This window comes from Streptomyces sp. NPDC058653 (genome assembly GCF_042716895.1).
Lineage (GTDB): Bacteria > Actinomycetota > Actinomycetes > Streptomycetales > Streptomycetaceae > Streptomyces.
On the sequence record NZ_JBHXRM010000061.1, the window covers coordinates 1 to 26,323 of the forward strand.

Consider the following 26,323-nt stretch of genomic DNA (forward strand, 5'->3'; position numbering starts at 1 on the left):
CCCTCCGCCCCCCCCCCCCCCCCGACGTTCACGCCGGCCGAGCGGCGCTGCTCGCCCAGGGCCGGGCCGGCGGATCCTCGCCGGCCCGGAACGCCTGGTACGGCACCTCGCCGCGTTGTCGGACGCGTCCGAGCACGTCCGGTACGAGCACGATCCCGGACGTTGTGACGCACCGCACCGGACGCCCCGGGCCGATCCACGAAGATCCGCCGGACAGGCCCTAGTTGGCGATCTCGATGTTGTCGATGAACGCCTGGTAACTCCCGGCCGCCGAGCGGTCGTAGCCGACCAGGATCTTGGTGATCGTCCTGCCGTTGAGCCAGGTGCCGATGTTGCTCTGGATACGGCTCCAGCTGCCGACCGTCCCCTTCGCCGTGCCGGGGTGCATGTCCTGGCCCGCGGTGGACGTCGCCGCGCTGTCCCTGAGTGTGGTCCCGTCGCTCAGGACCAGGTCGACGGAGACGTTGCGCCCGCCGGTGTCCTTCGGCAGGAAGCCGTAGCTCAGCTTGGTCGCCGCCGTGATCGGGATGTTGACCTCGAACGCCTGCATGTACGCGTAACTGTGCCCCGCCGCGGGGGTGCTGCCCTGCGCGCGGATCGCGGACCGGCCGAGCTGGTGATCGGCGCCCGTCACGGTGCCGAGTGTCGGGCCGGTGACGTTCAACGTGCCGCCGGGGCCGGGGGAGTTGGTCCAGGTCAGCCGGGCGTCGGTCTCCTGCTCCACGCTCGTGCGGAAGAAGACGGGGCCCGTCGAGAGCGGGATGGGCACGGTGTCGCTGAGCGGATCCTGGTTGGTGATCATCCGCGTCGCCCTGCCGGCCAGCCGCAGATAGAAGTCCGACGAGACGTACTTGCCGTCGGCGCTGGTCGTCTGGAAGTACTGGTCGGTCGGGATCATGGAGGAGTCGGTCGCCGACGGCGCGATGTTCGTGGCCTCGTCGTACTCGTCGAACATGGCGATGAACGCCTGCGGTACCCCCGCCTTACGGACGTTGGCGGCCTGCGTCCACATGAAGTCGCCGTGCCTGCGCGGGATCTGGTTACGGCTTCCGCCGTTCCAGTTGGCCCAGGAGAAGCCCGGGTAGATCACCGGCAGGTAGTCCTGGCCGTTGGCGCGGGTGGCGGCGAGATCGGAGGCGATCTGCGGCGCGGTGTCCCCGATGGAGCCGACCATCCACGGCGAGATCATGTTGAACGCCTTGTAGACGGGGCCGAAGCCCGGCTTGGCGTTGGAGTTGTCGCGCCAGCCCCGCGGGACGCCGCCGATCACGTAGAGGCCCTGGCTCTTGAACCAGTTGACCACCCGTTCGGCCGTCTCGGCGGTGCCGGGGCGGTCGCTGAAGCCGAGACCCCAGATCTCGACGACGGGCCTGCCGCCCTCGCGCGCGTACGCGGGGGAGTCGGTGAGCTTCAGCGCGCCGATGATCTGGTTGGTCCAGTCGTCCTTGAGGACCTGTTCCACATTGGCGTCGTTCAGGCCGCTGACGTCGTACTCGACGTAGAAGCCCCGGCCGTACTTCTCCGCGGCGTCCCGCGCCTTGGTGGTGACCTGGTTGCGCCAGAGCGCGCGCGGCGAGGTGGGGCTGGAGACGTCGCTGCCGAAGCGCTGGAGCGCCGCGCCGTCGATGCCGTACTGCTGCATCCACTGGAAGTGCTTGTCCACGACGGCGGTCTGGTGCGAGGAGAAGAGGGTCGACGGGCTCCCGTTGCCGAGCGCGGCGTAGCCGGTACGGAACTGGGAGGAGGCCGGATAGCCGGTCATCTCCGGGTACATCTCGAAGCTCTGGTTGCCTGGGGACGGGGCTCTGCCGCCTGCCCAGTGGACCCAGTTGTCGACCGGCGAGCCGTCGCCGGGCGCGGCGAACCAGCCTTGGTACCCGGCGTACACCTTGCCCTTGACGGTGGGCGCGGCGGCGACTTTCTCCGAGGCGGTGTGGGCGGCCGTGGTGGCAACGTTGTCGGTACTCGTCGACGGACCGACGCCGGTCAGCAGGAGGCCCGAGAGGAGGGAGAGGGAGAGTGCGGTGAGTGTGGTGCGGAGGAGGTTTCTCCGGTGTCTTGGCACGATGCACCCTTGTTCGGGGGGTGGGGGACAGGTGTACGCGTCCATGATTTGTTCATGACACTTACGAAAGCGCGACCAGGTGTCAACGGTTTTGGCACGGGGAGAGCAAGCGCCTTCCCCGAGGCGGGCGCGGGGACCCCCGTCGTACGCTCGGCGCATGGGACAGGCGACAGGACTGACGACATATGCCGGGCCGGTGCGGACGCTCGCCGAGCGGTGGCTACGGGTCCGGGGTGAGGGCGAACGCGGGGGCGCGGACGGCGACTTCGTCTGTTCGCCGGCCGGGCTGTGGCTGGCGCTGGGCGCGGTGACGGCCGGGGCGCGCGGGCGGACGGCGGGTGAGCTGGAGGCGGCGCTGGGGCTCGGCGGTACGGGCTCCGACGTCGCCCGGGCGGTGACCGAGAGCGCCCGCGCGCTGGCCGGGACCGGGCAACTCGGCGTTGCCACCCGCGTCTGGAGCCGCGTCCCGGTCTACCGCGCGTACCGCGAGGCGCTTCCCGACATCGGCTTCGACCGGATGGATCCCGCCGGGATCGACGCCTGGGTACGGGAGGCGACCGGCGGGCTGATCGAGAGGCTGCCGGCGGAGGTCAACGAGAACACGCTGCTCGCGCTCGTCAACGTCCTTGCCCTGAAGGCGCGTTGGCAGACGCCCTTCGAGGCGGGCGCCACCGCGGAACTGCCCTTCACGGACGCCGCCGGCGAGGTCCACGCGGTACGGACCATGCGGCAGCAGCTCGGCGCGCGCTCCGGATGGACGGTGGACGGCACGCACGTGGTCGAACTGCGCTGCGAGGGGGGCGAGTCTGCGTTGCGCGTGCGGTTCGTTCTCGGCGCGGAGGGGGCGAGGGCGGCCGACGTCCTGCCCGCCGCGTGGGCGCCCGCGTCGCGCCGCGCCCGGATCGACACCGAGCGGATCGGTCTCTCCCTGCCGCGGCTCGAACTCCGTACGACGGTCGAGATCACGCCCCAACTGGCCGCGCTCGGCGTGACCTTGGCGACGGGCGACCTCGCCGACTTCTCCGGGCTCTCGCCGGAACGTCTCAAGATCGAGCAGGTCGTCCAGGAGGCGGTGGTGAAGGTGGCCGAACTGGGCGTCGAGGCGGCGGCGGTGACCGCGATCACGATGCGGGCGGCGGGGATGGCCCGGCCGCGGCGCGTGGTGCCGATCACCTTCGACCGGCCGTTCGGCGTGGTGGTCCTGGACGGCACGGGCGAGGTGCCGCTGTTCACGGGCTGGCAGGCGAGCGCCCCTCGGGGGCCGGTGACGGTGAAGTAGGACGTGGCCGGGTGGGGGCTCCGGAGGGGCGCAGCCCCGGGACCGCGTCGGCTCCCCGTCGGCCCGCGCGTGCGGGCCGAGTGCCGGTGGTCACCGCGGCAGGCGCAGCCCTGCGATCAGGAGCTCCACCAGACGGCGCGCGTCGTAGCGGGGGTTGTCGCCGGCGCCCGCGCAGAGGCTCGCGACGCCGCGCATGAGCTCGTACGCGTCCAGGTCGGAGCGGATCTCGCCCGAGTCGGCAGCGGCGTCGAGCAGTTGCGTGCACACGGGCAGGAGCCGGTCGAGGAAGTAGGAGTGCAGGGGGTCGAAGCAGGGGTCGTCGGACTGCAGGACGGCGGCCAGCCCGTGCTTGGTGGCGAGGAAGTCCACGAAGGTGTCGATCCAGCGCCCCAGCGCGGCGTGCGGGGTCCCACCGTTCGTCAGCAGTGCCGGGCCCGCCTCGGCGAGGGCTTCGACCTGGTGCCGGTAGACGGCGATGATCAGGTCCGCCCGCGTCGGGAAGTGGCGGTAGATCGTGGCCGTCCCGATGCCGGCCTCGGCCGCGATGTCGCGGATCGGCGCCTCCACGCCCGACGTGACGAAGACCGCGGCGGCGGCGTCGAGCAGGGCTTCCTTGTTCCGTCGCGCGTCCGCCCGTTTCGGCCGGCCCGTACGCACCGGGTCCCGATCGCCTTCGTTCACCGCGCCAACCCCTTCCACCACCGTGTTTGCTAAACGGGACAGTGTCCCATATCGTCAAGCGGGACAGCGTCCCGCTTCTTCATGATGCCAGACCACGGATCCCGCACGCGACGGACGCGACGGACACGAAGCACCCGGAACGGAGCAAGAACCATGTCGACCTATCTGCTCGTACACGGCGCCTGGCACGGCGGAGAGAGCTGGGACCGGGTGGTCCCGTTGCTGGCGTCGGCCGGACATCGGGTGCTGGCGCCGTCACTGACCGGCTACGGCGACAAGACGCATCTGAAGAGCCCCGAGGTGGGGCTCGACACGCACGTCGACGACATCGTCGGGCTGATCACCGAGGAGGACCTCACCGAGGTGGTACTCGTGGGACACAGCTACGCCGGGCTGGTCGTCTCCTCCGTGGCCAACCAGGTGCCGGACCGGATCGGGCATCTGGTCTACCTCGACGCGATGGTCCCGGAGGACGGCGAGAGCGCCGCCGACGTCCAGCCCGTGACCCGGAACCTGATCGAGCAGGCGGCGAGGTCGGGCAGCGGCTGGCGGATACCGCCGCTCCCCGAGATGCCGCCGCCCTTCGGCCTGTTCGGGGTCACCGACCCCGCGGACATCGCCTGGCTGCGCACGATGCTGTCGGATCAGCCGGTGCGCTGCCTCCAGCAGCCGGTGCGACTGGACAACCCGGCCATGGACGCGATCCCCCGGACGCATATCCACTGCACCGTGAAGCCGGAGGGCATCGCCCGGCGGCCCGTCGCCCCGATCCAGCCCAACGGCGCCCCGGCGCGCGTGTGGGAACTGCCGACCGGCCACGACTGCATGATCACCATGCCTGCCGAGCTCACCGATCTGCTGCTCGAATGTTGAGGTGCCCACCCCGGCCCCGCTAGATTGTGGACCGGCCCGCGGACCGACGGCATGTGCCGCGGGGGCGGGGAGGGGGCCCTGTGTCGTGGACCGTGCCTGAGCGGATACAGCTCACGATGACGCACCTCATGCAACTCAAGACGGAACCCGGCTTGACCCGGAGCAAGTCGAGGGAGACCTCGCGGGTGGTACGGCGTCCCGAACACGGCGAGGTGCGGGAGACCGTCAAGTGCCGACACTGCGGCCGCGAGGGCGTGTTCGTCATCCAGGATCTGGAGACGACCCGGCGCCTGCGCAAGGGCCCGGTGATCCGTTCGCTGATCGCGTCCGCCGTCCTCCTCGGATCGACGGTCTCGCTGTGGGTCGTCGGCCTCTCCGGCGACAACCCTGACGAGAAACCGCTGTATCTGATCCTGGCGATCGTCGCGTCGCTGCTCTTCGCCCCGATCGGCCTCTATCTCGCCTTCGACCCGAGCGGCAAGATCGGCGTCGAGTCACCGGAGATGATCCACTTCGAGGGCGAGACCCGCCGTGAGGGGCTCACCATCATCAGCGGCAGCGGCTACCACCGGGACAAGGGGCTGGCCTGTAGCGGGAGAGCCAAAGCCGCCTGAAGCCGCTCGAAGCCGCCCGACCGGCCCAACTGACCGCCGGATGGGCCCCGTTCACCCCGTTCGACGGCGTGACCCCGCCCGGCGGCTTCAGCCCGCCCGGCGGCGGACCCGGAACACCGCTCTGCCCACCACCAGCAGGATCAGCACCACGAACACCGCGCCCACCGTCGCCAGCCACGCCGGGACGCCCCCGAACGTGCGCAGCGCGTCGTCGTAGGTCGCCTGCTGGTACGGGGTGTCCTCGGCCGTCGCGCGCAACTCATGGTCCGCGTCTATGCGTTCGGGCTCCGGGAAGTACTGGTCGATCGCCGTCAGGAACACCGGCTCCCCGTCCGTCAGCTTCCCCAGCGCCGGTGCGTCCGCCGGTGAGACGCGGCCCGCGAAGCGGATCTCCGGCGCGTCCCCGCCGATCGCGTCACGGGGCTCCATCCGGTGGTCCGCCAGCACGTACAGGCCCAGCGACTGCGGCTGGTCCGCCAGGCCGGAGAGGCGCATCGGATAGATCAGCCGGTCGCTGTCGAAGGTCAGCCGCAGCGGGTCGAGCGTTCCGCCGAGGACCGCGCCCTTCTCCTCCGGGGCCAGCCGCACCGCGACGTACTCCCACTCCTGGTCCACATACGGCTGGAGCCCCGACGCCAGGTCGGCCGGCAGGTCGAAACCGTTCGTGTCGAGCCAGTCCCGCAGCGCGCCGGGGTCCGTCGCGGTCAGGCGTGCCACGTCGAAGTCGCCGAGCCGTTCGCGGCCGACGACACCCACCGGAGGCCCACCGTCGGCCGGCGGCGGCGCGCCGGCCGAGGTGTCGTCGCCCAGGGCGAACGGCCAGTCGCCGTCGCGGGGCCAGAAGTAGTACCGCGTACGCACCACGGGAGCCGTGAGCTCGTCGAGTTCGCCGAAGAGGCCGGGATCGCCCAGCTCCACATCGGCGCGGCCGGGCACCGGCATGATCCACGCGGCCTCCCGCGCGTCGCCGTTCACCGTGAACCGCATCACGATCTCTTCCGTGGCACCGTCCCAACGGACCACCGACGTCTCCCGGTCGACGCCCATCGTGGCCTGCCGGGACGGCACCATCGCGCCGCAGCCGCACGCGTACGCCGGTGCGATCAGCGACCCGAGCTGCGTCAGCAGCAGCGCGCACAGCACGAGCACCGTCCGCCGGACGGTCGGTATCCGGCCACTCCCGTCGCTCGGGCGACTTCCGCCCCCCGCGCCACCCGCTCGACCCGCGCGCGTCCCGCCCGCCCCGTCCGCCCGGCCCGTTCCGCGTGTTCCGGCCGCACCGCCCGGCCCCCGTACCCGTCCCATCCCCCGCGCCCCCCGACGTCCCCGCTCCTTCGCGCCGTCCGCCCGGCGCGGCGCCACAAGGCCTCAGACGGCCCGGCCGCGGGTCCGGTTCCTGACGTGCCGTCCTGATGGCCCTGCTCCGGCCCCCCTCCCCGGGTGTTCCGGCATTGCGGTCGGCCGACGGCGGCGTCATCGGTGCTTTCATCGGCATTTGGACAAAACAGGGATGACACTCAGGCGAAGGGGGGGTTGCCTGAGTCTCCACAGTGGGGGAATGCGAGGCTCATGACCCAGGGTCGAGGGTTGGAAACGGAGGGTCGGCGCGGCGTGGCGAATGCGGAGCAGGGTGTGCGAGGCAGTACGGCGGCAGGCAACGGATTCGGGGCCGCGCGAGCGGTGCTGTGGGCCCTCGCGGCCGGTCTCGCGGTACGGCAGGCGGTGGCCGTGCTGCGGTTGCCGCCCGGCGAGCGGCTGCTCGATCTGGAGAGATGGATCGGGGACAACGGCGTACTGCATGTGTCGGGCTCGCTGTACGAGAGCGGGAAGTTCACCGGCACACCCTTCGCCGGCCTGGTGCTCAAGCCACTCGGCCGAGCCGCCGAAGAGGCCCTCGGCGTCGCCTGGACACTCGGCACCCTGCTGCTCGTCGTCGCCCTCGGACTGGTCGCGGCGCGCGCACTGCCCGGCACGGTCTCGCGCCGTACGCGACTGCTCGCCGCGCCCGTCGCGCTCAGCCTGCTCATGCTGTCCCTGCCCGTCCGCAACAGCTTCCATCTCGGTCAGACAAGCATAATCCCGGTGCTTCTGGTGCTGGTCGCCTTCTTCGTCCTGCGCGGCGAGCGCGGCGAACCGGGCCCCGGCATCCTCATCGGTCTTGGCGCCGCGCTCCAGCCCGCCGTCCTGCTCTTCGCGCCGCTGCTCTGGCTCACCGGCCGCAGACGCCAGGCACTCACCACCGTCGGCACGTTCGCGCTCTGTACGGCCCTGGCCTGGGTGGCGCTGCCGAGCGACACCTGGACGTACCTCACGCGCCATCTCGCGGGCACGGGCCTCGGGGAGAGCGCCGACAGCATCGCCAACCAGTCCCTGCACGGCGCGCTGCTGCGGTTCGGCCTCGAAGGGCCGCTGGAGATCGCGCTGTTCCTCGTACTGGCCGCGGCCGTCTGCTTCTTCGGGCTGCGCCGCGCGGCGCGGTACGCCCTGGACGGGCAGCTGCTGCTGGCCGTCGCGATCACCGGCTGTGTGGTCATCGCCGTCTCGCCCACCGCCTGGCAGCACCAGCTGCTCTGGCTGCTGCTCGCCGTCGTCGGCCGGGTCGGCAGACGCGCCTCCGACCGGCCCGTCTGGCCTGCGGTCGTCGTGATAGTCATGACGCTGCCGGGCAAGATGATGCTGCCCAACATGACGGCCCTGCACCCCGTACGGGACAACGTGCTGCTGATCGCGGCGCTGGCGGCGGCCTGCTTCCTGCCCTTCCTGACCCGTACGTCGCCGTACTTCGACCGGCCGATCCAGACCGTGTACGCGCGACCCGTCGCGGCGCGGTGGGGACGTGTCCCGCTCGCGCCGTTCTGGCGCCGGCTCGTCAGCCGGCCCAACCTGCTGCTCGAACTGCTCGCCATCCGCGTCGGCTACTCCGTCTACCAGCAGATCCGCGCCGCCGCCGACGGCGGACGCGAGGCCGCCGTGTCGCACGCGGAGCAGATCCTCTCCATCGAGAAGGCGCTCGGGATCGACATCGAGCACTGGGCCAACCACGCGGTGGTGAAGGTGAGTTGGGCGGAGGATTTCCTCAACTTCTACTACACCTCCTTCCACTTCCTCGTACCGCTCTCCATCCTCGCCGTCCTGTACGTGCGCCGGCCCGCCGACTACCGCTGGGTGCGCGCCTCGCTGGCCTTCGCCACGCTCCTCGCGCTGGTGGGCTTCTGGTTCTACCCGCTGGCACCGCCACGGCTCATGCAGGGCCTCGACTACATCGACACCGTGCACGGCCCGCAGGACTTCGCGAACCCGGACTACGGCGCGCTGACGAGCGTCACCAACCAGTACGCCGCCATGCCGTCGCTGCACTTCGGCTGGTCGCTGTGGTGCGGGGTCGTGATCGTGATGCTGGCGCCCAGGCTGTGGATGAAGCTCCTGGGGCTGGTGCACCCGCTGATCACGGTCTCGGCGATCGTCGCCACGGCCAACCACTGGGTGCTGGACGCCGCGGGCGGGGCGATGGTCGTGCTCGTCGGCTTCGGGCTGACGTACGTCCTGTCGGGGCCGCGCCGGCTCCGGAGGGCGGAGTCGATGCTGGAGCTGAGGCCCGGGGTCGAGCTGGGGGGCAGGCCGACGGAGGAGAAGCAGAAGGATCCGGAGAGGGAGAAGGAGAAGGATTCGGGCGGGGACGGGAAAGGCTCCGGCGGGAAGGGCCCCGGCGGGAAGGGCTCCGGTGCCATGACCGCGCCAGGGGTACGGGGCGGGGACAGCAAGTCGCCCGCGCGGTAAACCACTTGATCCGGAGTCCTATCGTTTTCGTATGACGACGACGCTCCGGCTGGAGAAGATCACCCCCGACAACTTCGACGCCGCCGTCGGCGTGCGGGTCCGCCCCGACCAGGAGCGCCTGGTCGCCCCGGTCGTGAAGTCCCTCGCCGAGGCGTACGTCCACAGGGACCAGGCCTGGCCCCGTCTCATCCTGGACGGGGACCGGGCCGTCGGCTTCCTCATGGCCTTCCTCGACGTCGACTTCGCGGGCGACGGCACGGGCAAGGACATCCGCTCGGGACTGTGGCGCCTCAACATCGCGGCCGGTGAACAGGGGCGTGGTTACGGCCGCTTCGCGGTCGAGGCGGTCGCGGCCGAGATCCGTCGCCGGGGCGGCACCCGCCTCACCGCCACCTGGCATCCGGGCGGCGACGGGCCCGAGGGCTTCTACCTGGGACTCGGGTTCCGGCTGACGGGGGAGACCAGCGGCGACGAGACGGTGGGGGAGCTCGATCTGGCGCCGGTGGAACCGGGCGTGAACTCCTGACGTCTCGTCGGTGGACGTGGGCACCGTCAGTCTGGGGGACACGACGATGAGCAGTGGCGGGAACGGGGGCCGGCCGCCGGCGCCCCCGATGACCTTCCTCGGTCTCTTCAATCCGTTCGGTGTCGGCCGCCGCGTGTTCAAGCCGTCCCGGCCGGACCGGGTCCAGGACCCGGTGGTCAGCAGGATCCAGATCATCCGGACGGTCGTCGGGCTGGCGGTCGTCGCCTGGATCCTGCTCTCCTACGACGTGGTGGCGGACGCCGACGGGGTCATCGACGACCGTATGAGCCAGGCGGGGACGACGTTCATCCTGCTGATGGTGACCTTCCCGCTGGTCGTCGTCGGATTCGTCGCCGCCGCGCGCCCGCCCAACCGGGGAATGCTGCTGCGCCGTGTCGGCAGACCCGCGGCGGCGCTCGCCGTGCTCGTCGCCAGTGTCACCGTGCCCAGGCTGCTCACGTACTCCGGCTACGACCCCCGGGACCATGTGCGGCCGGACCCGACCGGAATCCTGACGGTCCTCGGGGGCTTCTGGTTCCTGTACTGGTTCTGCCCGTTCGTCCTGTACGGCATCGTCCAGTCGCTCGTGCACGTCTTCCGGACGGCGGACATCCACGAGACGGTCCCGCCCGTGCTGACGATCCTGCTGGTGTGGGAGCTGGCTCTGGTCGACGCCGCCAGGGGCGCGTACGACAGCGCGCCGTTCGGGGCGCGGACGGCGCTCACCCTCGGTCCGCCGCTGGCCGTGACCGTTGTCGCGATGTGGGAGCTACGGCGGCTGCGTACCCGGCACGGTGTCACCCTGCGGGCGGCTCTGCGCCGCTGACGGGGCGCCTGCGGGCCCCTCGGAGGCGACCTCCCTGTCGAAGCCGGCCTCCGTGTCGAAGCCGGCCTCCGTGTCGAAGCTGACCTCCGCGTCGAAGCTGACCTCCGCGTCGAACGCCGCCCGTCGTGTCGCCCGGCGCAGCGCCTTGAGGACCGTGGCGCCGATCGTCAGTGTCAGTACGACGGTGAGTACCGCGCGTCCCAGGTCCCAGCCGAAGGACGTCGCGGCGCAGTACGCGAGGAAGCGCACCAGATTCTCGTGGACCGGGTCGCCCGGCCGGAACGAGATACCCGAGGAGAGCCCGCCGATATAGGTCCAGCCCTGGAGATTCATGATCGTGCCGTACGCGAAGGCGGCGACCGCCCCGTACGCCGCGAGCATCAGCGACTCCCCGCGCCCCCGCAGCCGGTCCGGGCCCGGCAGCAGCCCCGCGCCCATCGTGAACCAGCCCATCGACAGCATCTGGAACGGCATCCAGGGCCCGACCCCGCCGGTCAGCAGCGCGGACGCGAACATCGTGACCGAGCCGAGGACGAAGCCGAAGCCGGGCCCCAGCACCCGGCCGCTGAGCACCATCAGGAAGAACATCGGTTCCAGGCCGGCCGTCCCCGCGCCCAGCGGGCGCAGCGCGGCGCCGACGGCGGCGAGCACGCCGAGCATCGCCACCGCCTTGGCGTCCAGGCCGGAGTCGGCGATCGTCGCGACGACGACGGCCACCAGGAGCGGGAGCAGCAGGGCGAAGAGCCAGGGCGCGTCCTGGGAGTGGGCGAGCCCGGAGGCGGAGTCGGCGAGCAGCGGCCAGCCGAAGGCGACCACTCCGATCGCGCTGACGAGGGTGAGGGCGGCGACGGAGCGGGGGCCGAGGCGTACGGCACGGGCCTGGGGGTCCGGAGGCGCCCCGCTCATGCCGGTTCCCCCGCTCCGGCGTCGAGCGCGTCGCGTATCTGATGGACCGTCAGCCACGCCTGCGGCGCCATGATCTTCGCGACCTGCGGTGCGAACGCCGGGGACGAGACGACCACGTGGGGCGTCGGCCCGTCGGCGACGATCTCGCCGTCGGCGAGGATCACCACCCGGCGGGCGAGTTCGGCGGCCAACTCCACGTCGTGGGTGGCGAGTACGATCGCGTGGCCCTCGGCGGCGAGCGCGCGCAGGATGTCCACGAGTCGGGCCTTCGCGGCGTAGTCCAGACCGCGCGTCGGCTCGTCCAGGAGCAGCAGGGGCGGCCGGCCGGTCAGCACGATCGCCAGCGCCAGGGCCAGCCGCTGCCCCTCCGACAGGTCACGCGGGTGCGTCGCGCCGGCCACGTCCGGCAGCAGCTCGTCGACCAGCGCGCGGCAACTGCCGGGCGTGGCGCCCGCGTCGGTGTCGGCCGCCGCGCACTCGGCGGACACCGTGTCCGCGTAGAGCAGGTCGCGCGGCTCCTGCGGGACGAGCCCGACCTGACGGATCAGCTCGCGCGGATGCGTACGGTGCGGGGTGCGCCCGCCGACGGTGACGGAGCCGGACGTGGGCTCGACCAGGCCGACGAGGGTGGCGAGCAGGGTGGATTTGCCCGCGCCGTTACGGCCCATGAGCGCGACGGTCTCGCCGGGGGTGAGGGTGAGGCCGACGCCGCGCAGCGCCTCGATCCGGCCGCGGCGCACGGCGAGGCGGGAGACGGAGGCGACCTCGGTGACGTCGGTGACCTCGGTGGCTTTCGTGGCGTGCGGCCGGCGGTGGAGAAGGCGGCCGAGGGCGGTACGGGGTGTGCCCGGCCGGGCGGTCGGCGGTACGGCTGGTGGGGCGGGGGCGGGCGCCAACGGGGGCACCGTTGTGGCGAGTTGGGCGCGCAGGTCGCCCGCGCGGCGGCGGGCGTCCCGTACGGAGAGCGGCAGCGGGTCCCAGCCGGCGAGCCTGCCGAGCGCCACCACCGGCGGGAAGACGGGGGAGAGGGCCATGATCCGTTCGGGCTCGCCGACGACCGGTGCCTCGCCCGGCCCGGGGAGGAGGACGACCTGGTCCGCGTAGTGCACGACCCGCTCCAGCCGGTGCTCCGCCATCAGCACGGTCGTCCCCAGGTCGTGGACGAGCCGTTGCAGCACGGCGAGGACCTCCTCGGCAGCCGCCGGGTCGAGCGCGGACGTCGGCTCGTCCAGGACCAGCACCTTGGGGTGCGGCGTGAGGACGGAGCCGATCGCGACGCGCTGCCGCTGCCCGCCGGAGAGGGTGGCGATGGGGCGGTCCCGCAGGTCGGCCAGGCCCAGGAGGTCGAGGGTCTCCTCGACACGGCGCCGCATCACGTCGGTGGGCAGGCCCAGCGACTCCATGCCGTAGGCCAGTTCGTCCTCCACCGTGTCGGTGACGAAGTGGGCGAGCGGGTCCTGGCCCACCGTGCCGACGAGATCGGCGAGTTCACGTGGCTTGTGGGTGCGGGTGTCGCGGCCGTCGACGGTGACCCGGCCGCGGAGTCTGCCGCCGGTGAAGTGCGGGACGAGCCCCGACACCGCGCCCAGCAGCGTGGACTTGCCGACGCCCGAGGGGCCGACGAGCAGCACCAACTCGCCCTCGGGGACGGTGAGATCGACCCCCTGGAGGGCGGGGGCCGGGGCGTCGGCGTAGGTCACCGACACCTGCTCGAACCGGATCACCGGGTTCTCTCCTTGTCCGTGAGGGCGGCGGGCCGGGGCGCTACGAAGGCCGGCAGCAGGCCGAGCAGGATGCCGGCGGCGGGCCAGAGCGGGAGGCCCGGTGCCACGAGCGGTACGACACCGGGGTGCAGGCCCTCGGGGTCGTACGCGCCCGCCCGGATCATCAGCAGGGCGACGGCCGCGCCTGACCCGGCGACGAGCCAGGCGCGGACGCCCCAGACGTCGGGGCGGTAGCGCGTACGGACCGAACGGCGCCCGCCGAGCCAGAGACCGCCGAACGCCGCGGCGACCCCGATGCCGAGGAGCGGCACGCCGTACGTGGCGCCCTCGGCGGCGAGGAGCCCGTACGTGCCGGCGCAGACGCCGAGCAGGCCGCCGAGGGTGAGGACGGTGGTCGTGTGCCGGACGGCGGGGGGTACGGCGGCCGTCCGGCCGTACCCACGCGCGTCCATCGACGCGGCGAGCGCGACGGACCGCTCCAACGCGCCCTCCAGGACGGGCAGTCCGATCTGGAGGACGGCCTTCACGCCACCGGTCGACCGGCCGCGCAGTCTGCGGGCGGTACGCAGGCGCAGGACGTCGGCGACCATGTTCGGCGCGAAGGTCATGGCGACGACGACGGCGACCCCCGCCTCGTACAGGGCGCCCGGGAGGGACTTGAGCAGCCTGGCCGGGTTCGCGAGGGCGTTCGCGGCGCCGACGCAGATCAGGAGCGTGGCGAGCTTGGCGCCGTCGTACAGCGCGAACACCAACTGCTCGCCCGTCACCGGGCCCCCGACGCGGATGCCCTTCGCCCAGCCGGGCAGGGGCAGTTCGGGCAGGGTGACGATCAGGTGCGAGCCGGGGACCGGCGAGCCGAGGAAGGCCGCGAGGACGAGCCGGACGAGGATGACGAAGAGCCCGAGCTTGACGAAGGCGCCGTACGAGCGGGCCCAGGGCGCGTCGGTCCGCCGCGCGGCGACGACGTAACCGGCGACCCCGACGAGCAGCCCGAGCAACAACGGATTCCCGGTCCGCGACGCCCCCACCCCCAACCCCCCGGCCCACACCCACCAGGCCCCGGCATGCAGCGAGCTCCCACGCCCACCCACCGGCACCCGAAGCCACCCCAACCCCGCCCCCACGCGCGCACGCCGCCGAGAGCCCACGCCGCCCGCGCACCGGCCCGCGTTTCCGCGGGTGCCGGCCGACACCGCGCTTGTGGCTGTGTCCGTGCCCCGTTCCGCGCCGCCCGGCCCCACGCTCGCGCGTCGACCAGTGCCTGCGCTGCCGGCGTCTTCTCGGGCCTCGTCGGACTCGGCAGACATAGTGCTGCCCTCGCGGTGGTCCGCGTTTCCGCGGGTGCCGGCCGGCGCCGCGCTTGTCGCTGTGTCCGTGGCCCGTTCCGGGCCGTCGGGCGGCAGGCTGACGCCGCCCGCGCCGCCCGCGCCGCCCGCGCCGCCCGCGCTGCGGTCAGTGCCTCCGCTTGTGCCGTCCGTGGCGCCCGTGCGGCGGTGCGCGTCCGTGGCACGATCGCTCGGTGCGGCGTTCGTGGGGTCGCTCCTGCCCCGTTCCGGGCCGGCAGCCGTCCCGCCCGCGTGGCGGTGAGTGCCCCCACCCGCTCCGACCGCCCCGCCCGCGTGGCGGTCAGTGCCCCCGCCCATGCCCGCAGCCGCGCCGCCCGCGCCGCCCGCGCGGTGGTGTGCGTCCATCGCGCGATCGCTCGGTACGCCGCTAGTGCGGTCGCTCCTGCCTCGTTCCGGGCCGGCGCCCGTCCCGCCCGTGCGGCGCTCGGCGCCCCCGTCCGCCCCGGACCGGGCGTCAGGCGCGGCGACGGTGGGCCTGCCAGGTGGCGGCTGTTGCCAGGGTGAGGACCGCCGCCGCTCCCGCGAGAATGCCGAGCGTCGGGGGGTCGTCCTCCTCGTGGGGAGTCGAGGTCGACGTCGAAGCCGTCGGCGACGGAGACGGCGGGGCGTCGGGGGAGATCTGTTCGCCGCAGCCCGACTCGGGGTAGCCGCTGATCCCGCACAAGAGCGCCTCGCTGCTGTAGCGCAGCGGCTTCGCCACCGCCGCGAGCGCGTCCGCGCTCGTCGCGTCGGTGGCCACCCGCGCGCACTTCGCCAGCGGCGCCGGCGGCGTCTCGCCGTCCGGGGCGTCCGCGTCCGTGCCGGGGTCGACGACCACCGCGACGCGCTTGCTGCCCGGCTTCGCGGGTGTGGACCCGCAGACCGCCGCGAAGTCCGGGGCCTCGCGGGGCTTCGCCGCGTCCTGGCTGTCCGCGCTGACCGCGAAGCGGTAGCCGTCGACCGTGCCGTCGGCGGGACGCGCGGTGGCCGGGCCCTGCGTCGCGTACGTCCAGCTCCCGCCGTCGTTCTCCCAGAACGACCAGTAGCGGTAGCCCGCCGCGTGCGCCGTCCCCGGCACCGCCAGCGCGCCGGTGAACGCCACCAGGACGGCCACGAGCGTCCCGGCTATCCCGGCACCGGCACCCGCACCCCTCACGGCCGGTGCCGCTTCGCCCGTACGACGAACACCGTCCAGATCGCCAGCGCGGCGACCAGGCCGACGGCGATCGTCCACAGGTTCCCCGCCATGCTGCTCTTCTCTTCCTTCTGCTCCGCCAGCACCTTCTGCTGCTCCGCCGTCGTCAGCGGCTTCGGCCCGATCCACTTGGGCGCTGGCCCCGTCGCGTTGAGGGCCTTGACCAGGTCGGTGCCCCCGAACTCACGCGGGTCGGTGCTCGTCGTGTGCGCCGCGAAGATCAACTGGGCATACGCGGCGGGGCCGTTCTGCTTCGCCCACGCCGCCGAGTTCTTCTCCAGCCACTTCATCGCGCCCGCCGCCTGCCTGCCGTACCCGGCGGTCGTCAGCGCGACGACGGCGTCCGCCGTGTTGCCGTGGTCCGGCAGCGGCGCCGAGTCCTCGGCTCCGGGCATCGGCGGCTGGTCCAGATGGCCCGTCGGGGCGAGCGCCTTCACCAGATACGCCGCTCCGTTGCGCGCCGCGCGCTCCGGGGTGAGCGGGTGCAGATCCTGGCAGACCGGCGCCACCCCGGGCTCGACCCCCGTCGTGACCATCCGCTTCCCGATCCCGCCGAGCAGACCGGCCGCGGTGGCATCGGCGTTGGGGAGAAGTCCCCCGGACTCGTCCGGCTGGTACGCGAACGCTCCCGCACCCTCCCGCGCGTCGCACGGGATCGCGAAGCCCATCAGCGCCTGGTACGGGGACCTGCCCTCCGTGGACAGCCTCTCGCCCACCGGGGCACCGGCCGAGGCGAGCGCTCCTATCACCAGCCCCGTGGAGTTGGCGTCGCTGGGCGCGCCCGCGCTGTAGCCCCAGCCGCCGTCTTTGTTCTGCGCGGAGGCGAGCCAGCTGACGCCGTTGTTCATCGCGTCCGGGTGGGTGGTGAGCGCGGCCAGTATCTGCACGGCCGCCGCCGTCGAGTTGGTGTCGACGACCGTCGTCGCGTCGCACGGCTTCGTGGGGTCGGGGCGGTACGCGGGGAAGGCCCCGCTGTCGCACTGCTGGCCCAGCAGCCAGTTGACGGCGGAGTCGGCGGGCATGACGTTCACGGCGCGCTGCGCCAGCATCGCGAGCGACTGGCGCCAGACGCCGTCGTAGGTCGGGTCCGACGTGCCGTACATCCCGGGGGGCAGCTTGACCGGCGGCGCGGCGGGCGCCCGCCCGCCACCGGACGCGGCGGAGCCGGCCGGGGCGCCGAAGGCCGTGGCGGGGACGGCGGTCACGCACAGGACGGCGGCCGCGGCGAACGCTGCCGCGCTGCGCGCCGCTCGGCGGCGAACGGTGTTCATGACGGGTGGAGCCTCTCCTGCGGAGCGCGGGAACGCGGGAACCGGGCAAGGCACGCTGAGGCACCAGGCTCCGGCTCCGTATGCCTCGACGGTGCCGGCCACCGGGGGTTTCCGGTGGCGCGAGCCGGTCACGACCGCGTCCGGGGTGTTCCGGCTCGCCGCCGGGGACGGCGGCTCACGGTTGCGGGTCAGTGCCGGATTCGCACCGGCTTCCCCCCGTACGGGCATGATGACGACCCGCTCACTCTACCGGCCCCCTTTCGCGGCGCCCGGAGCCCGGCACGGCCCCTTCCGCCACGGCCCGACCACCGGCCCCGTCCCCGCGCCACCCCGGGGCCCGGCCGGAAGCGCCCGACGACGAGTCCGGTAAGACGTGCTGACGCACCGTCACCCACCGCCACTCCCCACCGGGTCCGCCCCCGCCGCCCACCACCTGTCGTGGTACGAATCACCCCTGGCCGCCCCTCTTCGCGAGCCGACCTGCCGGTAGATTCGAGCCTCGTTGCGCGCTTCCGCGCACCTGACGGGAACTTGTTCCGGATTGACGCGAGCGGTTACGCTCCGGCAAAAGTGAAGTGAGAAGTGAGGGCCGAGAGTGACCGCTGAGGCCGTAGAGGCGGGTACCCCCGCGGGGCCCGCAGGCACCTCCGGCGCGGCGGACGGGGACCGGCCGCTGCGCATAGCGCTCCTCAGCTACAAGGGCAATCCGTTCTGCGGCGGCCAGGGCGTCTACGTACGGCACCTCTCGCGCGAGCTGGCCCGCCTCGGGCACAGCGTCGAAGTCATCGGCGCCCAGCCCTACCCCGTACTCGACGAGGGCGTCCCGCTCACCGAACTCGCCAGTCTCGACCTCTACCGGCAGCCCGACCCCTTCCGGACACCCGGACGGGGCGAGTACCGCGACTGGATCGACGCGCTCGAAGTCGCCACCATGTGGACCGGCGGCTTTCCCGAGCCGCTGACCTTCTCGCTGCGGGCCCGCCGCCATCTGGCCGCCCGCCGGGGCGAGTTCGACGTCGTGCACGACAACCAGACCCTCGGCTACGGGCTCCTCGGCGACCTCGGCGCCCCCCTGGTCACCACCATCCACCACCCCATCACCGTCGACCGGCGGCTGGAGATCGACGCCGCCGACGGGCGGCGCGCCCGCGCCTCCGTACGCCGCTGGTACGCCTTCACCCGTATGCAGAAACGCGTCGCGCGCCGCCTGCCGTCGGTCGTCACCGTCTCCGGGAGCTCGAAGCAGGAGATCACCGACCAGCTCGGGGTACCGCGCGAGCGCATACGCGTCGTCCACATCGGCGCCGACACCCGGCTGTTCTCCCCCGACCCGGCCGTCCCCGAGGTTCCGGGCCGGATCGTCACCACCTCCAGCGCCGACGTACCCCTCAAGGGCCTCGTCCATCTCGTCGACGCGCTCGCCGCACTCCGTACCTCCAACCCGCTGGCGCATCTCGTCGTCGTCGGCAGGCGTCCCGAGGACGGACCCGTCCACCGGGCCATCGAGACGCACGGGCTGGGCGACGCCGTCCGGTTCGTCAAGGGCATCTCCGACGCCGAACTGGTCGACCTGGTGCGCGGCGCCCAGATCGCCTGTGTGCCGTCCCTGTACGAGGGGTTCTCGCTGCCCGCCGCCGAGGCCATGGCCACCGGCACCCCGCTGGTCGCCACCACCGGTGGCGCGATCCCCGAGGTCACGGGCGCCGACGGGGAGACCTGTCTGGCCGTGCCGCCCGGTGACGCCGACGCTCTCGCGGGCGCCCTCGACAGGCTGCTGAACGACCGGGAGTTGCGCGCACGGCTCGGCGCCGCGGGGCGCCGGCGGGTACTGCGCCGGTTCACCTGGGCGCGGGCCGCCGAGGGCACCGTCGAGCTGTACCGCGCGGCCGTCGCCGCCCGCGCGGGGGCCGCACGCTGACCCCGTACGCCACTCCACCCCCCATCCCCGACCGCGAAAGCAGGAATCCGTGCTGACCGTGGACTTCTCCCGTTTCCCGCTCGCCGCCGGCGACCGGGTGCTCGATCTGGGGTGCGGCGCGGGCCGGCACGCCTTCGAGTGCTACCGGCGCGGTGCCCAGGTCGTGGCCCTCGACCGGAACGGTGAGGAGATCCGTGAGGTCGCCACCTGGTTCGCCGCGATGAAGGAGGCCGGTGAGGCGCCGCCCGGCGCCACCGCCACCGCCATGGAGGGGGACGCGCTGAACCTCCCCTTCCCCGACGAGTCGTTCGACGTCGTGATCATCTCCGAGGTCATGGAGCACATCCCCGACGACAAGGGCGTACTCGCCGAGATGGTCCGCGTCCTGCGGCCCGGCGGCCGGATCGCCGTGACCGTGCCCCGGTACGGCCCCGAGAAGGTCTGCTGGGCGCTCTCCGACGCCTACCACGAGGTTGAGGGCGGTCATATCCGCATCTACAGGGCCGACGAACTCCTCGGCCGGATGCGGGAGGCCGGGCTCCGCCCGTACGGCACCCATCACGCGCACGCCCTGCACGCGCCCTACTGGTGGCTCAAGTGCGCCTTCGGCGTGGACAACGACCAGGTGCTGCCCGTGCGCGCGTACCACAAGCTGCTCGTCTGGGACATCATGAAGAAGCCGTTCGCGACCCGTTTCGCCGAGCAACTGCTCAACCCAGTCGTCGGCAAGAGCTTCGTCGCCTACGCCACCAAGCCGCACCTGCCGAAGGCGGAGGGCAAGTGACCTTGCCCGGTCGCGGCCCCGACCGCACCGAACACCTCGTCCTGCCCGGTGTGCTGACGGCGGATCAGGCCGCCGAGACCGTCGCCGGCATCCTCGCCGTCCAGCGCCCCGACGGCGCCATCCCCTGGTTCCGGGGCCACCATCTCGACCCCTGGGACCACACCGAGGCCGCCATGGCGCTCGACGCGTCCGGCGAACACGAGGCGGCGGCGCGCGCGTACGAGTGGCTGGCCCGGCATCAGAACGAGGACGGGTCCTGGTACGCCGCGTACCACGACGGCGACGCCGCCCGGCCGACCGATCCGAGCCGCGAGACCAACTTCTGCGCCTATCCCGCCGTCGGGATCTGGCACCACTATCTGGCCACCGGCGACGAGTCGTTCCTCGACCGGATGTGGCCCGTCGTGTACGCCGCCGTCGAGTTCGTCCTCGAACTCCAGCTGCCCGGCGGGCAGATCGGCTGGAAGCGGGAGGCCGACGGCACCGTCGTCCACGACGCGCTGCTCACCGGCAGTTCGTCCGTGCATCAGGCGCTGCGGTGCGCGCTCGCCATCGCCGAGGAACGGGAGGAGGCCCAGCCCGACTGGGAGTTGGCCACCGGCGCACTCGCGCACGCGATCACCGAGCACCCGGAACGGTTCCTCGACAAGAGCCGCTACTCGATGGACTGGTACTACCCGGTCCTCGGCGGCGCGATGACCGGGACGCAGGCGAAGTCCCGGATCGAGGAGGGCTGGGACCAGTTCGTCGTTCCCGGGCTCGGGGTGCGGTGCGTGCTGCCCAACCCGTGGGTCACCGGCGGCGAGAGCTGTGAACTCGCCCTGGCGCTCTGGGTGGTGGGCGAGTCCGACCGCGCCCTTGAGGTACTCCAGTCCATCGGGCATCTGCGTGCGGACGGCGGGATGTACTGGACCGGGTACGTCTTCGAGGGCGAGAAGGCCGTCTGGCCCGAGGAGCTGACGAGCTGGACGGCGGCTTCCCTGCTGCTGGCCGTGGCCGCGCTCGGGGGCGACGAGGCGACCACGGCGGTCTTCAGCGGGGAGAGGCTGCCGTCCGGGCTCGAACCGGACTGCTGCGAGCGGGTCGGCTGAGGGCGGCCCGGCCGAGGGCGGGGTCGCCCCGCCGCGCACGCCTGCCGCCGGGCGCGCCCGGCGGCGGACGAACGCGCGAGGGCCGAACGCCCCTGGCGCGAGCCGCCGCTGACACGCCGTCAGCTTCCGGCACCGTGTCGGACTCCGCGCCGTGTCAGATACGGCGCAGCCGGCCGGCCAGCCCGTGGCCGATGAGCAGGTACACCACGGCCGCGAGGCCGTAGCCGCACACCACCCGTGCCCATGCCTTGTCGAAGGTGAACAGGTCGTAGGACCAGCCGGCGAGCCAGCGTGCCGTGTCCTGGACGAAGTTCACCAGGTCGTTGGCGCGGTTGGCGTCCAGCAGGTACATCAGAATCCACAGGCCCAAGATGAAGGCCATGACATCCGCGATCACTATGAGGACCGTGGCTGCTGCGCTGCTTCCACTGCGTTGACGTGAGGCCATGACGTCCGTGTTGCCGCTGAACCACGGGTAAAACCCCCGTCATTCCGAGCGGCCTTCTCCGGTGTACGCCGACGGCCCCCCGCCCGGGAGGGCGAGGGGCCGAGAGGAGTGCGGTGCGGCGGGTGTACGCGTGGCTCAGCCGCGCTGGATGCCGGTCGTGTCCTGGAGCAGACCGCGACGGCCGTCCTGCGTCTGGGCGATCAGACCGGGGCCGCGCTGCTCGACGGCCAAGTACCAGGTGCCGGGAGCGAGTTCGGCGATCGGGGACGGCGAGCCGTCCTCCCCGTACAGGGGACGGGCCACCGGCACGGCGAACCAGAACGGCTCGAAGTTGCCGCCGCCCGAGCTGTCCTGCTTCGGGCCCGGGGCACCCGGCTGGCCGGCCCCCGAGGGCTGACCCGGACCGGGCTGACCCGGCTGGCCGCCGCCGAACGCGGGCTGCGGCTGACCGGGCTGGCCGCCGTAGGGCCCCTGCTGGGCGCCCGGGTAGCCGTAACCCTGGCCGGGCTGGCCCGGCTGGCCGTACGGCGAGGCGACCTGCGGCGGCCTCGGTGCCCCGACGAGGGGCGCCTTGAGGGCGGGAACGAGCGGAGTGGCCAGGGCGCCCGCGGCGAGCACGATCGTGGAGAGCAGGCCGAGGATCAGGCCGGCGCCCGCGTTGTCCGCGTCGATGATGGTCCAGAATGCGGTCCACAGCGCGAAGACCGTCAGCGCGACCCCGAACTGGCCGAGGTCGAGACCGGCCACCTTGCGGCCCGGCATGCCACGGCTGACGACGATCAGGCCGGCGCCGATGATGCCGGTGACGAACATGCTCATCACCAGGCCGAGCACGTCCCAGGCGTTCGGGCTGTCGATGCCCGAACAGTCCACACCTGAGGGGCAGTCGATACTGGACAGGCCGAGGAACGAGGCGATGAACAGCACCACCGCTGCTCCGATCACCACGCCATCGCCTCGTGTGAGGGAGCGGATGTTCACGTGAAAAGTCCTTCGTAGATCGTCTCGTCGGGGCGGTCGCCACCGGCGCGAGGGCGACGGTGCGGAGTGCGAAGCTCGGGGGCGGCTCCCTATCGTACGGATGAATCTATCGTCTGCCCGAGCGGGTCGTCTTCTCGGTTCCGGGCCATCTCAAGAGGGGACCACAACAAGCCCTCCCACGGTTGCGGGAGAGCGCGCCGAAGAATCGACAGCGGTCTTTTCGTTGTGAATTCGTTGCCGTTTCCGGCTGTTCGAGCTGCGTTCCCCGGACGGCGGCGCCTACTGCTACTGGCGTACGGCTATCGCTTGAGGAAACTGCTGATGCCGTCGGCCATTCCCTGTGCGGCCTTCTGGCGCCAGTCGGCGCTCGTCAGCAGGGCGATGTCCTTGGAGTCGCGCATGTTGCCGCACTCGACGAACACCTTCGGCACGGTGGACAGATTCAGTCCGCCGAGGTCGTCGCGGACATCGAGTCCCGTGTCGTCACCGAGGTAATTGGACGGAGCGCTTCCGGTCACGCGTACGAAATGGCCCGCGACCCGTTCGCCGAGATCGCGCGACGGGCCCACGATCTCGGATGTGTCGGCGCCACCCGACTTCACCAGCGCGGGAAGGATGACATGGAAGCCCCGGTTGCCGACGGCGGAGCCGTCCGCGTGGATGGAGATGACGGCGTCCGCCTTGGCCTTGTTCCCGATTTCCGCACGCTCGTCCACACACGGTCCCCACGGACGGTCGTTCTCGTGGGTGAGTTTCACCGTCGCTCCTTCTTTACGGAGGAGAGTGCGCAGGCGTTGTGAAACATCGGCGGTGAATTCGGCCTCTGTGTAACCGGAGTTGCCCGCGGTGCCCGTGGTGTCGCATTCCTTGCGGTTGGTTCCGATGTCCACGAGCTTGTTGATCTCGGTGGTGTGCTTGAAGTTGCCCGGGTTGTGCCCGGGGTCGATGACGACGACGCGCCCCGCGAGCGGGCCCTCGCCCGGAGCGGGCCGGGCGTCCCCCGGAACACCGTCGTCACCCCGCGCCGGCTCGGACGGCGACTCCGACGGCGAGGGCGACGTCGACGGCCTCGGCTCGGGGCCGGGTGAGCCGGCCCGCCCGCCCGAGCCGCCGGTGGTGGACGGACTGCTCGCGCTCCGCACCTGGCCCCCGTCGTCGTCGGACCCGCCCGTGGCCTGCCAGACCAGCCATCCGGCGAAGGCGCCGGGCACCAGGGCCGCGATCGCGATGGTCAGCGTGGTCCGCGAGGTACGGCGGCGGGGGGCGGGGGAGTGGCTCTCGTCGTACGACACGCGGCGATGCTAGTCCGTATGGGACGGGGCGTCAGGTTCCGTCGCCGGTACGGCGCAGAACACGCAGCGACTCATACGTCCGGACCTCGGTGAACGCGCCGGACTCCAGCGCGCGCAGCCAGATCCGGTAGGGTGCCTGGCCGCCGTCCGCCGGGTCGGGGAACACGTCGTGGACGACCAGCAGCCCGCCGTCGGCGAGATGCGGTGCCCAGCCCTCGTAGTCGCCGTTCGCGTGCTCGTCGGTGTGGCCGCCGTCGATGAACACCAGCCCCAGCGGCCCGCGCCAGACGGCCGCCACCCGCGGGGAGCGGCCCACGATCGCCACCACATGGTCTTCGAGACCGGCCGCGTGGAGCGTGCGGCGGAACGTCGGCAGGGTGTCCATCCGCCCGACCTCGGGATCGACGACCGAGGGGTCGTGGTACTCCCAGCCGGGCTGCTGCTCCTCGCTGCCCCGGTGGTGGTCGACGGTGAGGGCCGTGACACCGGCGGCACGGGCGGCGTCGGCGAGCAGCACGGTGGAGCGGCCGCAGTACGTACCGACCTCCAGCAGCGGCAGCCCGAGGGCGGCGGCCTCGGTGGCGGCGGCGTACAGCGCGAGGCCTTCACCGGTCGGCATGAACCCCTTCGCGCCCTCGAAGGCCGCGAGGACCTCGGGGGCGGGGGTGGGGGCGGTCCCGGCGGTCATGCGTCCTCCTGCGTGGGCGGGGCGGGGTGGTGGCGCGTGTGCGGGCCGTGGGCGTACGGGCACGGTCGCCCATGCTGCCGTACGCCCTCCGGCCCGCCGGCACCCCCTACGACGGGACCGCCGCCCGGGGCGCCAGGACCAGGTCAACGTCCACCGGGAGCGCCTCGCCGTGCCAGGTCGCCGGGTGCGCGTGCGACTCGTGACCGGACGCGGAGCCCGCGAGCACGTACCGGCCGGCGGCCGGGGCCGCGAGCGCGTACCTGCCCTCGTCGTCCGCCGTGGTCAGGCCCGCCTGACGGCCGCGCGGGTCGATCAGCGTGATGTTCGCCCGCGCGACGGGGGAGCCGTCGGCGTCGACGACCCGGCCGCGGAAGCCACCCACGACGGACGCCGGGGCGGCGAGGGCGCCGGCGGCCTTGGCGTCACCCTCGCTGCTGGCCAGCAACTCGGTCCGGGGCGCGCCCTTGCGGGACGGCAGCAGCGTCGCCAGTGCCAGACCGACGAGGACGGCGGCGGTGGCGATCATGAACGAGAGACGGAAGCCGTGCAGGCTGGGCACCGCCGTGGGGCCGGTACCGATCGCCGTACGCGCCAGCACCATGCCGATGACGGCGCTGGAGACGGACGTGCCGATCGAGCGGGCCAGCGTGTTCAGTCCGTTGGCCGCGCCGGTCTCCGATGGGTCGACGGCCCCGATGATCAGGGCGGGCAGCGAGGAGTACGCGAGTCCGATGCCCGCGCCGAGGACCATCGAGATGACCACGGTCTGCCAGGCGGCGCTCATCATGACGAGCCCGGCGCCGTAGCCGATCGCGATGACGGCCATACCGGTCATCAGCGAGACCTTCGGACCGCGCCGCGCCGAGATCCGGGCGTAGACAGGGGCCACGAGCATCATCGTCAGGCCGAGCGGGGCGACGCAGAGACCCGCGACCACCATCGACTGGCCGAGCCCGTAACCGGTCGACGTCGGCAGCTGGAGCAGTTGCGGGAGGATCAGCGACACCGCGTAGAACGCGACGCCGACCATCACCGAGACGAGGTTGGTGACCAGCACCTCACGGCGCGCGCTGGTGCGGAGGTCGACGAGCGGGGCCTTGAGCCGCAGCTCCATGCAGCCCCACAGCCCGAGGACCACGACGGCGATGCCGAAGAGCCCGAGCGTCGTGGACGAGGTCCAGCCCCAGGTGGAGCCCTTGGTGACCGGCAGCAGCAGGGCGACGAGGCCCGCGGAGAGCCCGACCGCGCCGAACCAGTCGAAGGTGCCCCGTGCCCGGACCGGGCTCTCCGGTACGACGAGGAGGGTCAGGAGCATCGACAGCACACCGAGGCCGGCGGCGCCGAAGAAGAGGGTGTGCCAGTCGGCGTGCTGGGCGACGAGCGCGGCGCCGGGCAGGGCGAGACCGCCGCCCACCCCGATCGACGAACTCATCAGGGCCATCGCCGAGCCGAGCTTCTCGCGGGGCAGCTCGTCGCGCATGATGCCGATGCCGAGGGGTATCGCGCCCATCGCGAAGCCCTGGAGGGCGCGGCCGGCGATCATCACGGTCAGATCGTCGGTGAACGCGCAGATCAGCGAGCCGATGACCATGACGGCGAGGCTCGCGAGGAGCATCCGGCGCTTGCCGTAGAGATCGCCGAGACGACCCATGATCGGGGTGGAGACGGCGCCGGCGAGGAGGGTCGCGGTGATGACCCAGGTCGCGTTGTCGGGCGAGGTGCGGAGCAGCGCCGGCAGGTCCTTGATGATCGGGACGAGCAGGGTCTGCATGACGGCGACGGTGATGCCCGCGAAGGCGAGTACGGGGACGACGCCGCCGGTTCCTCGCTTACGCGAAGCGGCCCCGGGGGCGGGGCCGTTTCCGGTGTGGTGGTCGGGCGTCGCTTGTGGCATGGGTGGGGCCTCCAGGCAGGCGAAGAGTGGAAAAGGCCATCAAAAAGGATGCTTGAGGCCACTAAGTGGATGGAAGCTGAACGCTTCCCGGTCGGCCTCGTATTCCTGGACCGCCCCGGAGTCCCACCCGGCCCGGTGACGGCAGTAGGTCTGGGGGCCCGGTCC

At 72.5% G+C, this 26,323-nt stretch carries 22 protein-coding genes and 1 riboswitch; of the genes, 9 read left to right on the top strand and 13 right to left on the bottom strand.

All coding sequences use genetic code 11. From position 1 onward, the window contains the following. Positions 1-220: 220 nt before the first annotated feature. Positions 221-2,065: a glycoside hydrolase family 71/99-like protein gene (locus ACFWU9_RS33525; protein WP_384324852.1), complete on the bottom strand. Its 1,845-nt coding sequence runs from the start codon at positions 2,063-2,065 to the stop codon at positions 221-223. Positions 2,066-2,222: 157 nt separating this feature from the next. On the opposite strand from ACFWU9_RS33525, the gene ACFWU9_RS33530 reads away from it, so the two are divergent. Beyond that, a complete protein-coding gene (locus tag ACFWU9_RS33530; protein WP_384324853.1) occupies positions 2,223-3,344 on the top strand; it encodes a serpin family protein in 1,122 nt (373 codons plus the stop codon). A 90-nt stretch (positions 3,345-3,434) separates the two neighbouring features. On the opposite strand, the gene ACFWU9_RS33535 is transcribed toward ACFWU9_RS33530, so the two are convergent. Beyond that, positions 3,435-4,025 (bottom strand): TetR/AcrR family transcriptional regulator, encoded by a 591-nt coding sequence (locus tag ACFWU9_RS33535; RefSeq protein WP_384324854.1) that lies wholly within the window; start codon positions 4,023-4,025, stop codon positions 3,435-3,437. Positions 4,026-4,178: 153 nt separating this feature from the next. Here ACFWU9_RS33535 and ACFWU9_RS33540 point away from each other — a divergent pair, with 153 nt between their 5' ends. Both ACFWU9_RS33540 and ACFWU9_RS33545 read left to right on the top strand, forming a co-directional pair. Then, positions 4,179-4,898 carry an alpha/beta fold hydrolase gene (locus tag ACFWU9_RS33540; RefSeq protein ID WP_384324855.1) on the top strand — a complete coding sequence of 240 codons (720 nt, stop codon included), beginning with the start codon at positions 4,179-4,181 and terminating at the stop codon, positions 4,896-4,898. A gap of 128 nt (positions 4,899-5,026) precedes the next feature. Then, positions 5,027-5,512, top strand: a complete 486-nt coding sequence (locus tag ACFWU9_RS33545; protein ID WP_384324856.1) for a hypothetical protein — start codon at positions 5,027-5,029, stop codon at positions 5,510-5,512. A gap of 87 nt (positions 5,513-5,599) precedes the next feature. On the opposite strand, the gene ACFWU9_RS33550 is transcribed toward ACFWU9_RS33545, so the two are convergent. Then, positions 5,600-6,655 (bottom strand): DUF2330 domain-containing protein, encoded by a 1,056-nt coding sequence (locus ACFWU9_RS33550; RefSeq protein ID WP_384324881.1) that lies wholly within the window; start codon positions 6,653-6,655, stop codon positions 5,600-5,602. A 426-nt stretch (positions 6,656-7,081) separates the two neighbouring features. On the opposite strand from ACFWU9_RS33550, the gene ACFWU9_RS33555 reads away from it, so the two are divergent. The 3 genes from ACFWU9_RS33555 to ACFWU9_RS33565 are packed head-to-tail and all read left to right on the top strand — an operon-like array spanning position 7,082 to position 10,641. Continuing rightward, the gene (locus tag ACFWU9_RS33555; RefSeq protein WP_384324857.1) at positions 7,082-9,289 is read left to right on the top strand and encodes a bifunctional glycosyltransferase 87/phosphatase PAP2 family protein; all 2,208 of its coding nucleotides are present in this window, start codon (positions 7,082-7,084) and stop codon (positions 9,287-9,289) included. A 31-nt stretch (positions 9,290-9,320) separates the two neighbouring features. Next, positions 9,321-9,815, top strand: a complete 495-nt coding sequence (locus tag ACFWU9_RS33560) for a GNAT family N-acetyltransferase (RefSeq protein ID WP_384324858.1) — start codon at positions 9,321-9,323, stop codon at positions 9,813-9,815. A 46-nt stretch (positions 9,816-9,861) separates the two neighbouring features. After that, entirely contained in the window at positions 9,862-10,641 is a 780-nt protein-coding gene (locus ACFWU9_RS33565; RefSeq protein ID WP_384324859.1) for a hypothetical protein, read from the top strand. Here the strand turns inward: ACFWU9_RS33565 and ACFWU9_RS33570 are convergent. The 5 genes from ACFWU9_RS33570 to ACFWU9_RS33590 all read right to left on the bottom strand — a co-directional run bounded on the left by ACFWU9_RS33570 (position 10,585) and on the right by ACFWU9_RS33590 (position 17,062). Beyond that, positions 10,585-11,547: an ECF transporter S component gene (locus tag ACFWU9_RS33570; RefSeq protein WP_384324860.1), complete on the bottom strand. Its 963-nt coding sequence runs from the start codon at positions 11,545-11,547 to the stop codon at positions 10,585-10,587. The genes ACFWU9_RS33565 and ACFWU9_RS33570 overlap by 57 nt on opposite strands. Next, on the bottom strand, positions 11,544-13,271 hold the full coding sequence (locus tag ACFWU9_RS33575) for an ABC transporter ATP-binding protein (RefSeq protein ID WP_384324861.1): 1,728 nt from the start codon (positions 13,269-13,271) through the stop codon (positions 11,544-11,546). Before ACFWU9_RS33575 ends, ACFWU9_RS33570 begins: the two co-directional genes overlap by 4 nt. Then, the gene (locus ACFWU9_RS33580; protein ID WP_384324862.1) at positions 13,268-14,395 is read right to left on the bottom strand and encodes an energy-coupling factor transporter transmembrane protein EcfT; all 1,128 of its coding nucleotides are present in this window, start codon (positions 14,393-14,395) and stop codon (positions 13,268-13,270) included. The genes ACFWU9_RS33575 and ACFWU9_RS33580 overlap by 4 nt, the downstream gene beginning before the upstream one ends. Positions 14,396-15,071: 676 nt before the next feature. After that, positions 15,072-15,752, bottom strand: a complete 681-nt coding sequence (locus ACFWU9_RS33585) for an SCO2322 family protein (RefSeq protein ID WP_384324863.1) — start codon at positions 15,750-15,752, stop codon at positions 15,072-15,074. Next, a complete protein-coding gene (locus tag ACFWU9_RS33590; protein WP_384324864.1) occupies positions 15,749-17,062 on the bottom strand; it encodes a prenyltransferase/squalene oxidase repeat-containing protein in 1,314 nt (437 codons plus the stop codon). The genes ACFWU9_RS33585 and ACFWU9_RS33590 overlap by 4 nt, the downstream gene beginning before the upstream one ends. A gap of 143 nt (positions 17,063-17,205) precedes the next feature. After that, positions 17,206-17,278: riboswitch (cobalamin riboswitch) on the bottom strand. Between the two features lie 379 nt (positions 17,279-17,657). On the opposite strand from ACFWU9_RS33590, the gene ACFWU9_RS33595 reads away from it, so the two are divergent. From ACFWU9_RS33595 to ACFWU9_RS33605, 3 genes are read left to right on the top strand one after another with little or no spacing between them, the layout of a single operon-like run. Then, positions 17,658-18,980, top strand: coding sequence for a glycosyltransferase family 4 protein (locus tag ACFWU9_RS33595; protein WP_384324865.1), 1,323 nt, complete (start codon positions 17,658-17,660; stop codon positions 18,978-18,980). A 49-nt stretch (positions 18,981-19,029) separates the two neighbouring features. Further along, the gene (locus ACFWU9_RS33600) at positions 19,030-19,764 is read left to right on the top strand and encodes a methyltransferase domain-containing protein (RefSeq protein WP_384324866.1); all 735 of its coding nucleotides are present in this window, start codon (positions 19,030-19,032) and stop codon (positions 19,762-19,764) included. A 2-nt stretch (positions 19,765-19,766) separates the two neighbouring features. Further along, a complete protein-coding gene (locus tag ACFWU9_RS33605; RefSeq protein WP_384324882.1) occupies positions 19,767-20,855 on the top strand; it encodes a prenyltransferase in 1,089 nt (362 codons plus the stop codon). Positions 20,856-21,009: 154 nt separating this feature from the next. Here the strand turns inward: ACFWU9_RS33605 and ACFWU9_RS33610 are convergent, their stop codons facing one another. The 5 genes from ACFWU9_RS33610 to ACFWU9_RS33630 all read right to left on the bottom strand — a co-directional run bounded on the left by ACFWU9_RS33610 (position 21,010) and on the right by ACFWU9_RS33630 (position 26,158). Next, complete coding sequence (locus ACFWU9_RS33610) at positions 21,010-21,303, bottom strand: hypothetical protein (protein WP_384324867.1); 294 nt, start codon at positions 21,301-21,303, stop codon at positions 21,010-21,012. A 135-nt stretch (positions 21,304-21,438) separates the two neighbouring features. Continuing rightward, positions 21,439-22,284 carry a hypothetical protein gene (locus ACFWU9_RS33615; RefSeq protein WP_384324868.1) on the bottom strand — a complete coding sequence of 282 codons (846 nt, stop codon included), beginning with the start codon at positions 22,282-22,284 and terminating at the stop codon, positions 21,439-21,441. 299 nt (positions 22,285-22,583) lie between these two features. Next, positions 22,584-23,576 carry an N-acetylmuramoyl-L-alanine amidase gene (locus ACFWU9_RS33620; RefSeq protein WP_384324869.1) on the bottom strand — a complete coding sequence of 331 codons (993 nt, stop codon included), beginning with the start codon at positions 23,574-23,576 and terminating at the stop codon, positions 22,584-22,586. Between the two features lie 31 nt (positions 23,577-23,607). After that, positions 23,608-24,264, bottom strand: a complete 657-nt coding sequence (locus tag ACFWU9_RS33625) for a class I SAM-dependent methyltransferase (RefSeq protein ID WP_384324870.1) — start codon at positions 24,262-24,264, stop codon at positions 23,608-23,610. Positions 24,265-24,370: 106 nt separating this feature from the next. Then, positions 24,371-26,158, bottom strand: a complete 1,788-nt coding sequence (locus ACFWU9_RS33630) for an MFS transporter (RefSeq protein WP_384324871.1) — start codon at positions 26,156-26,158, stop codon at positions 24,371-24,373. Positions 26,159-26,323: the final 165 nt, after the last annotated feature.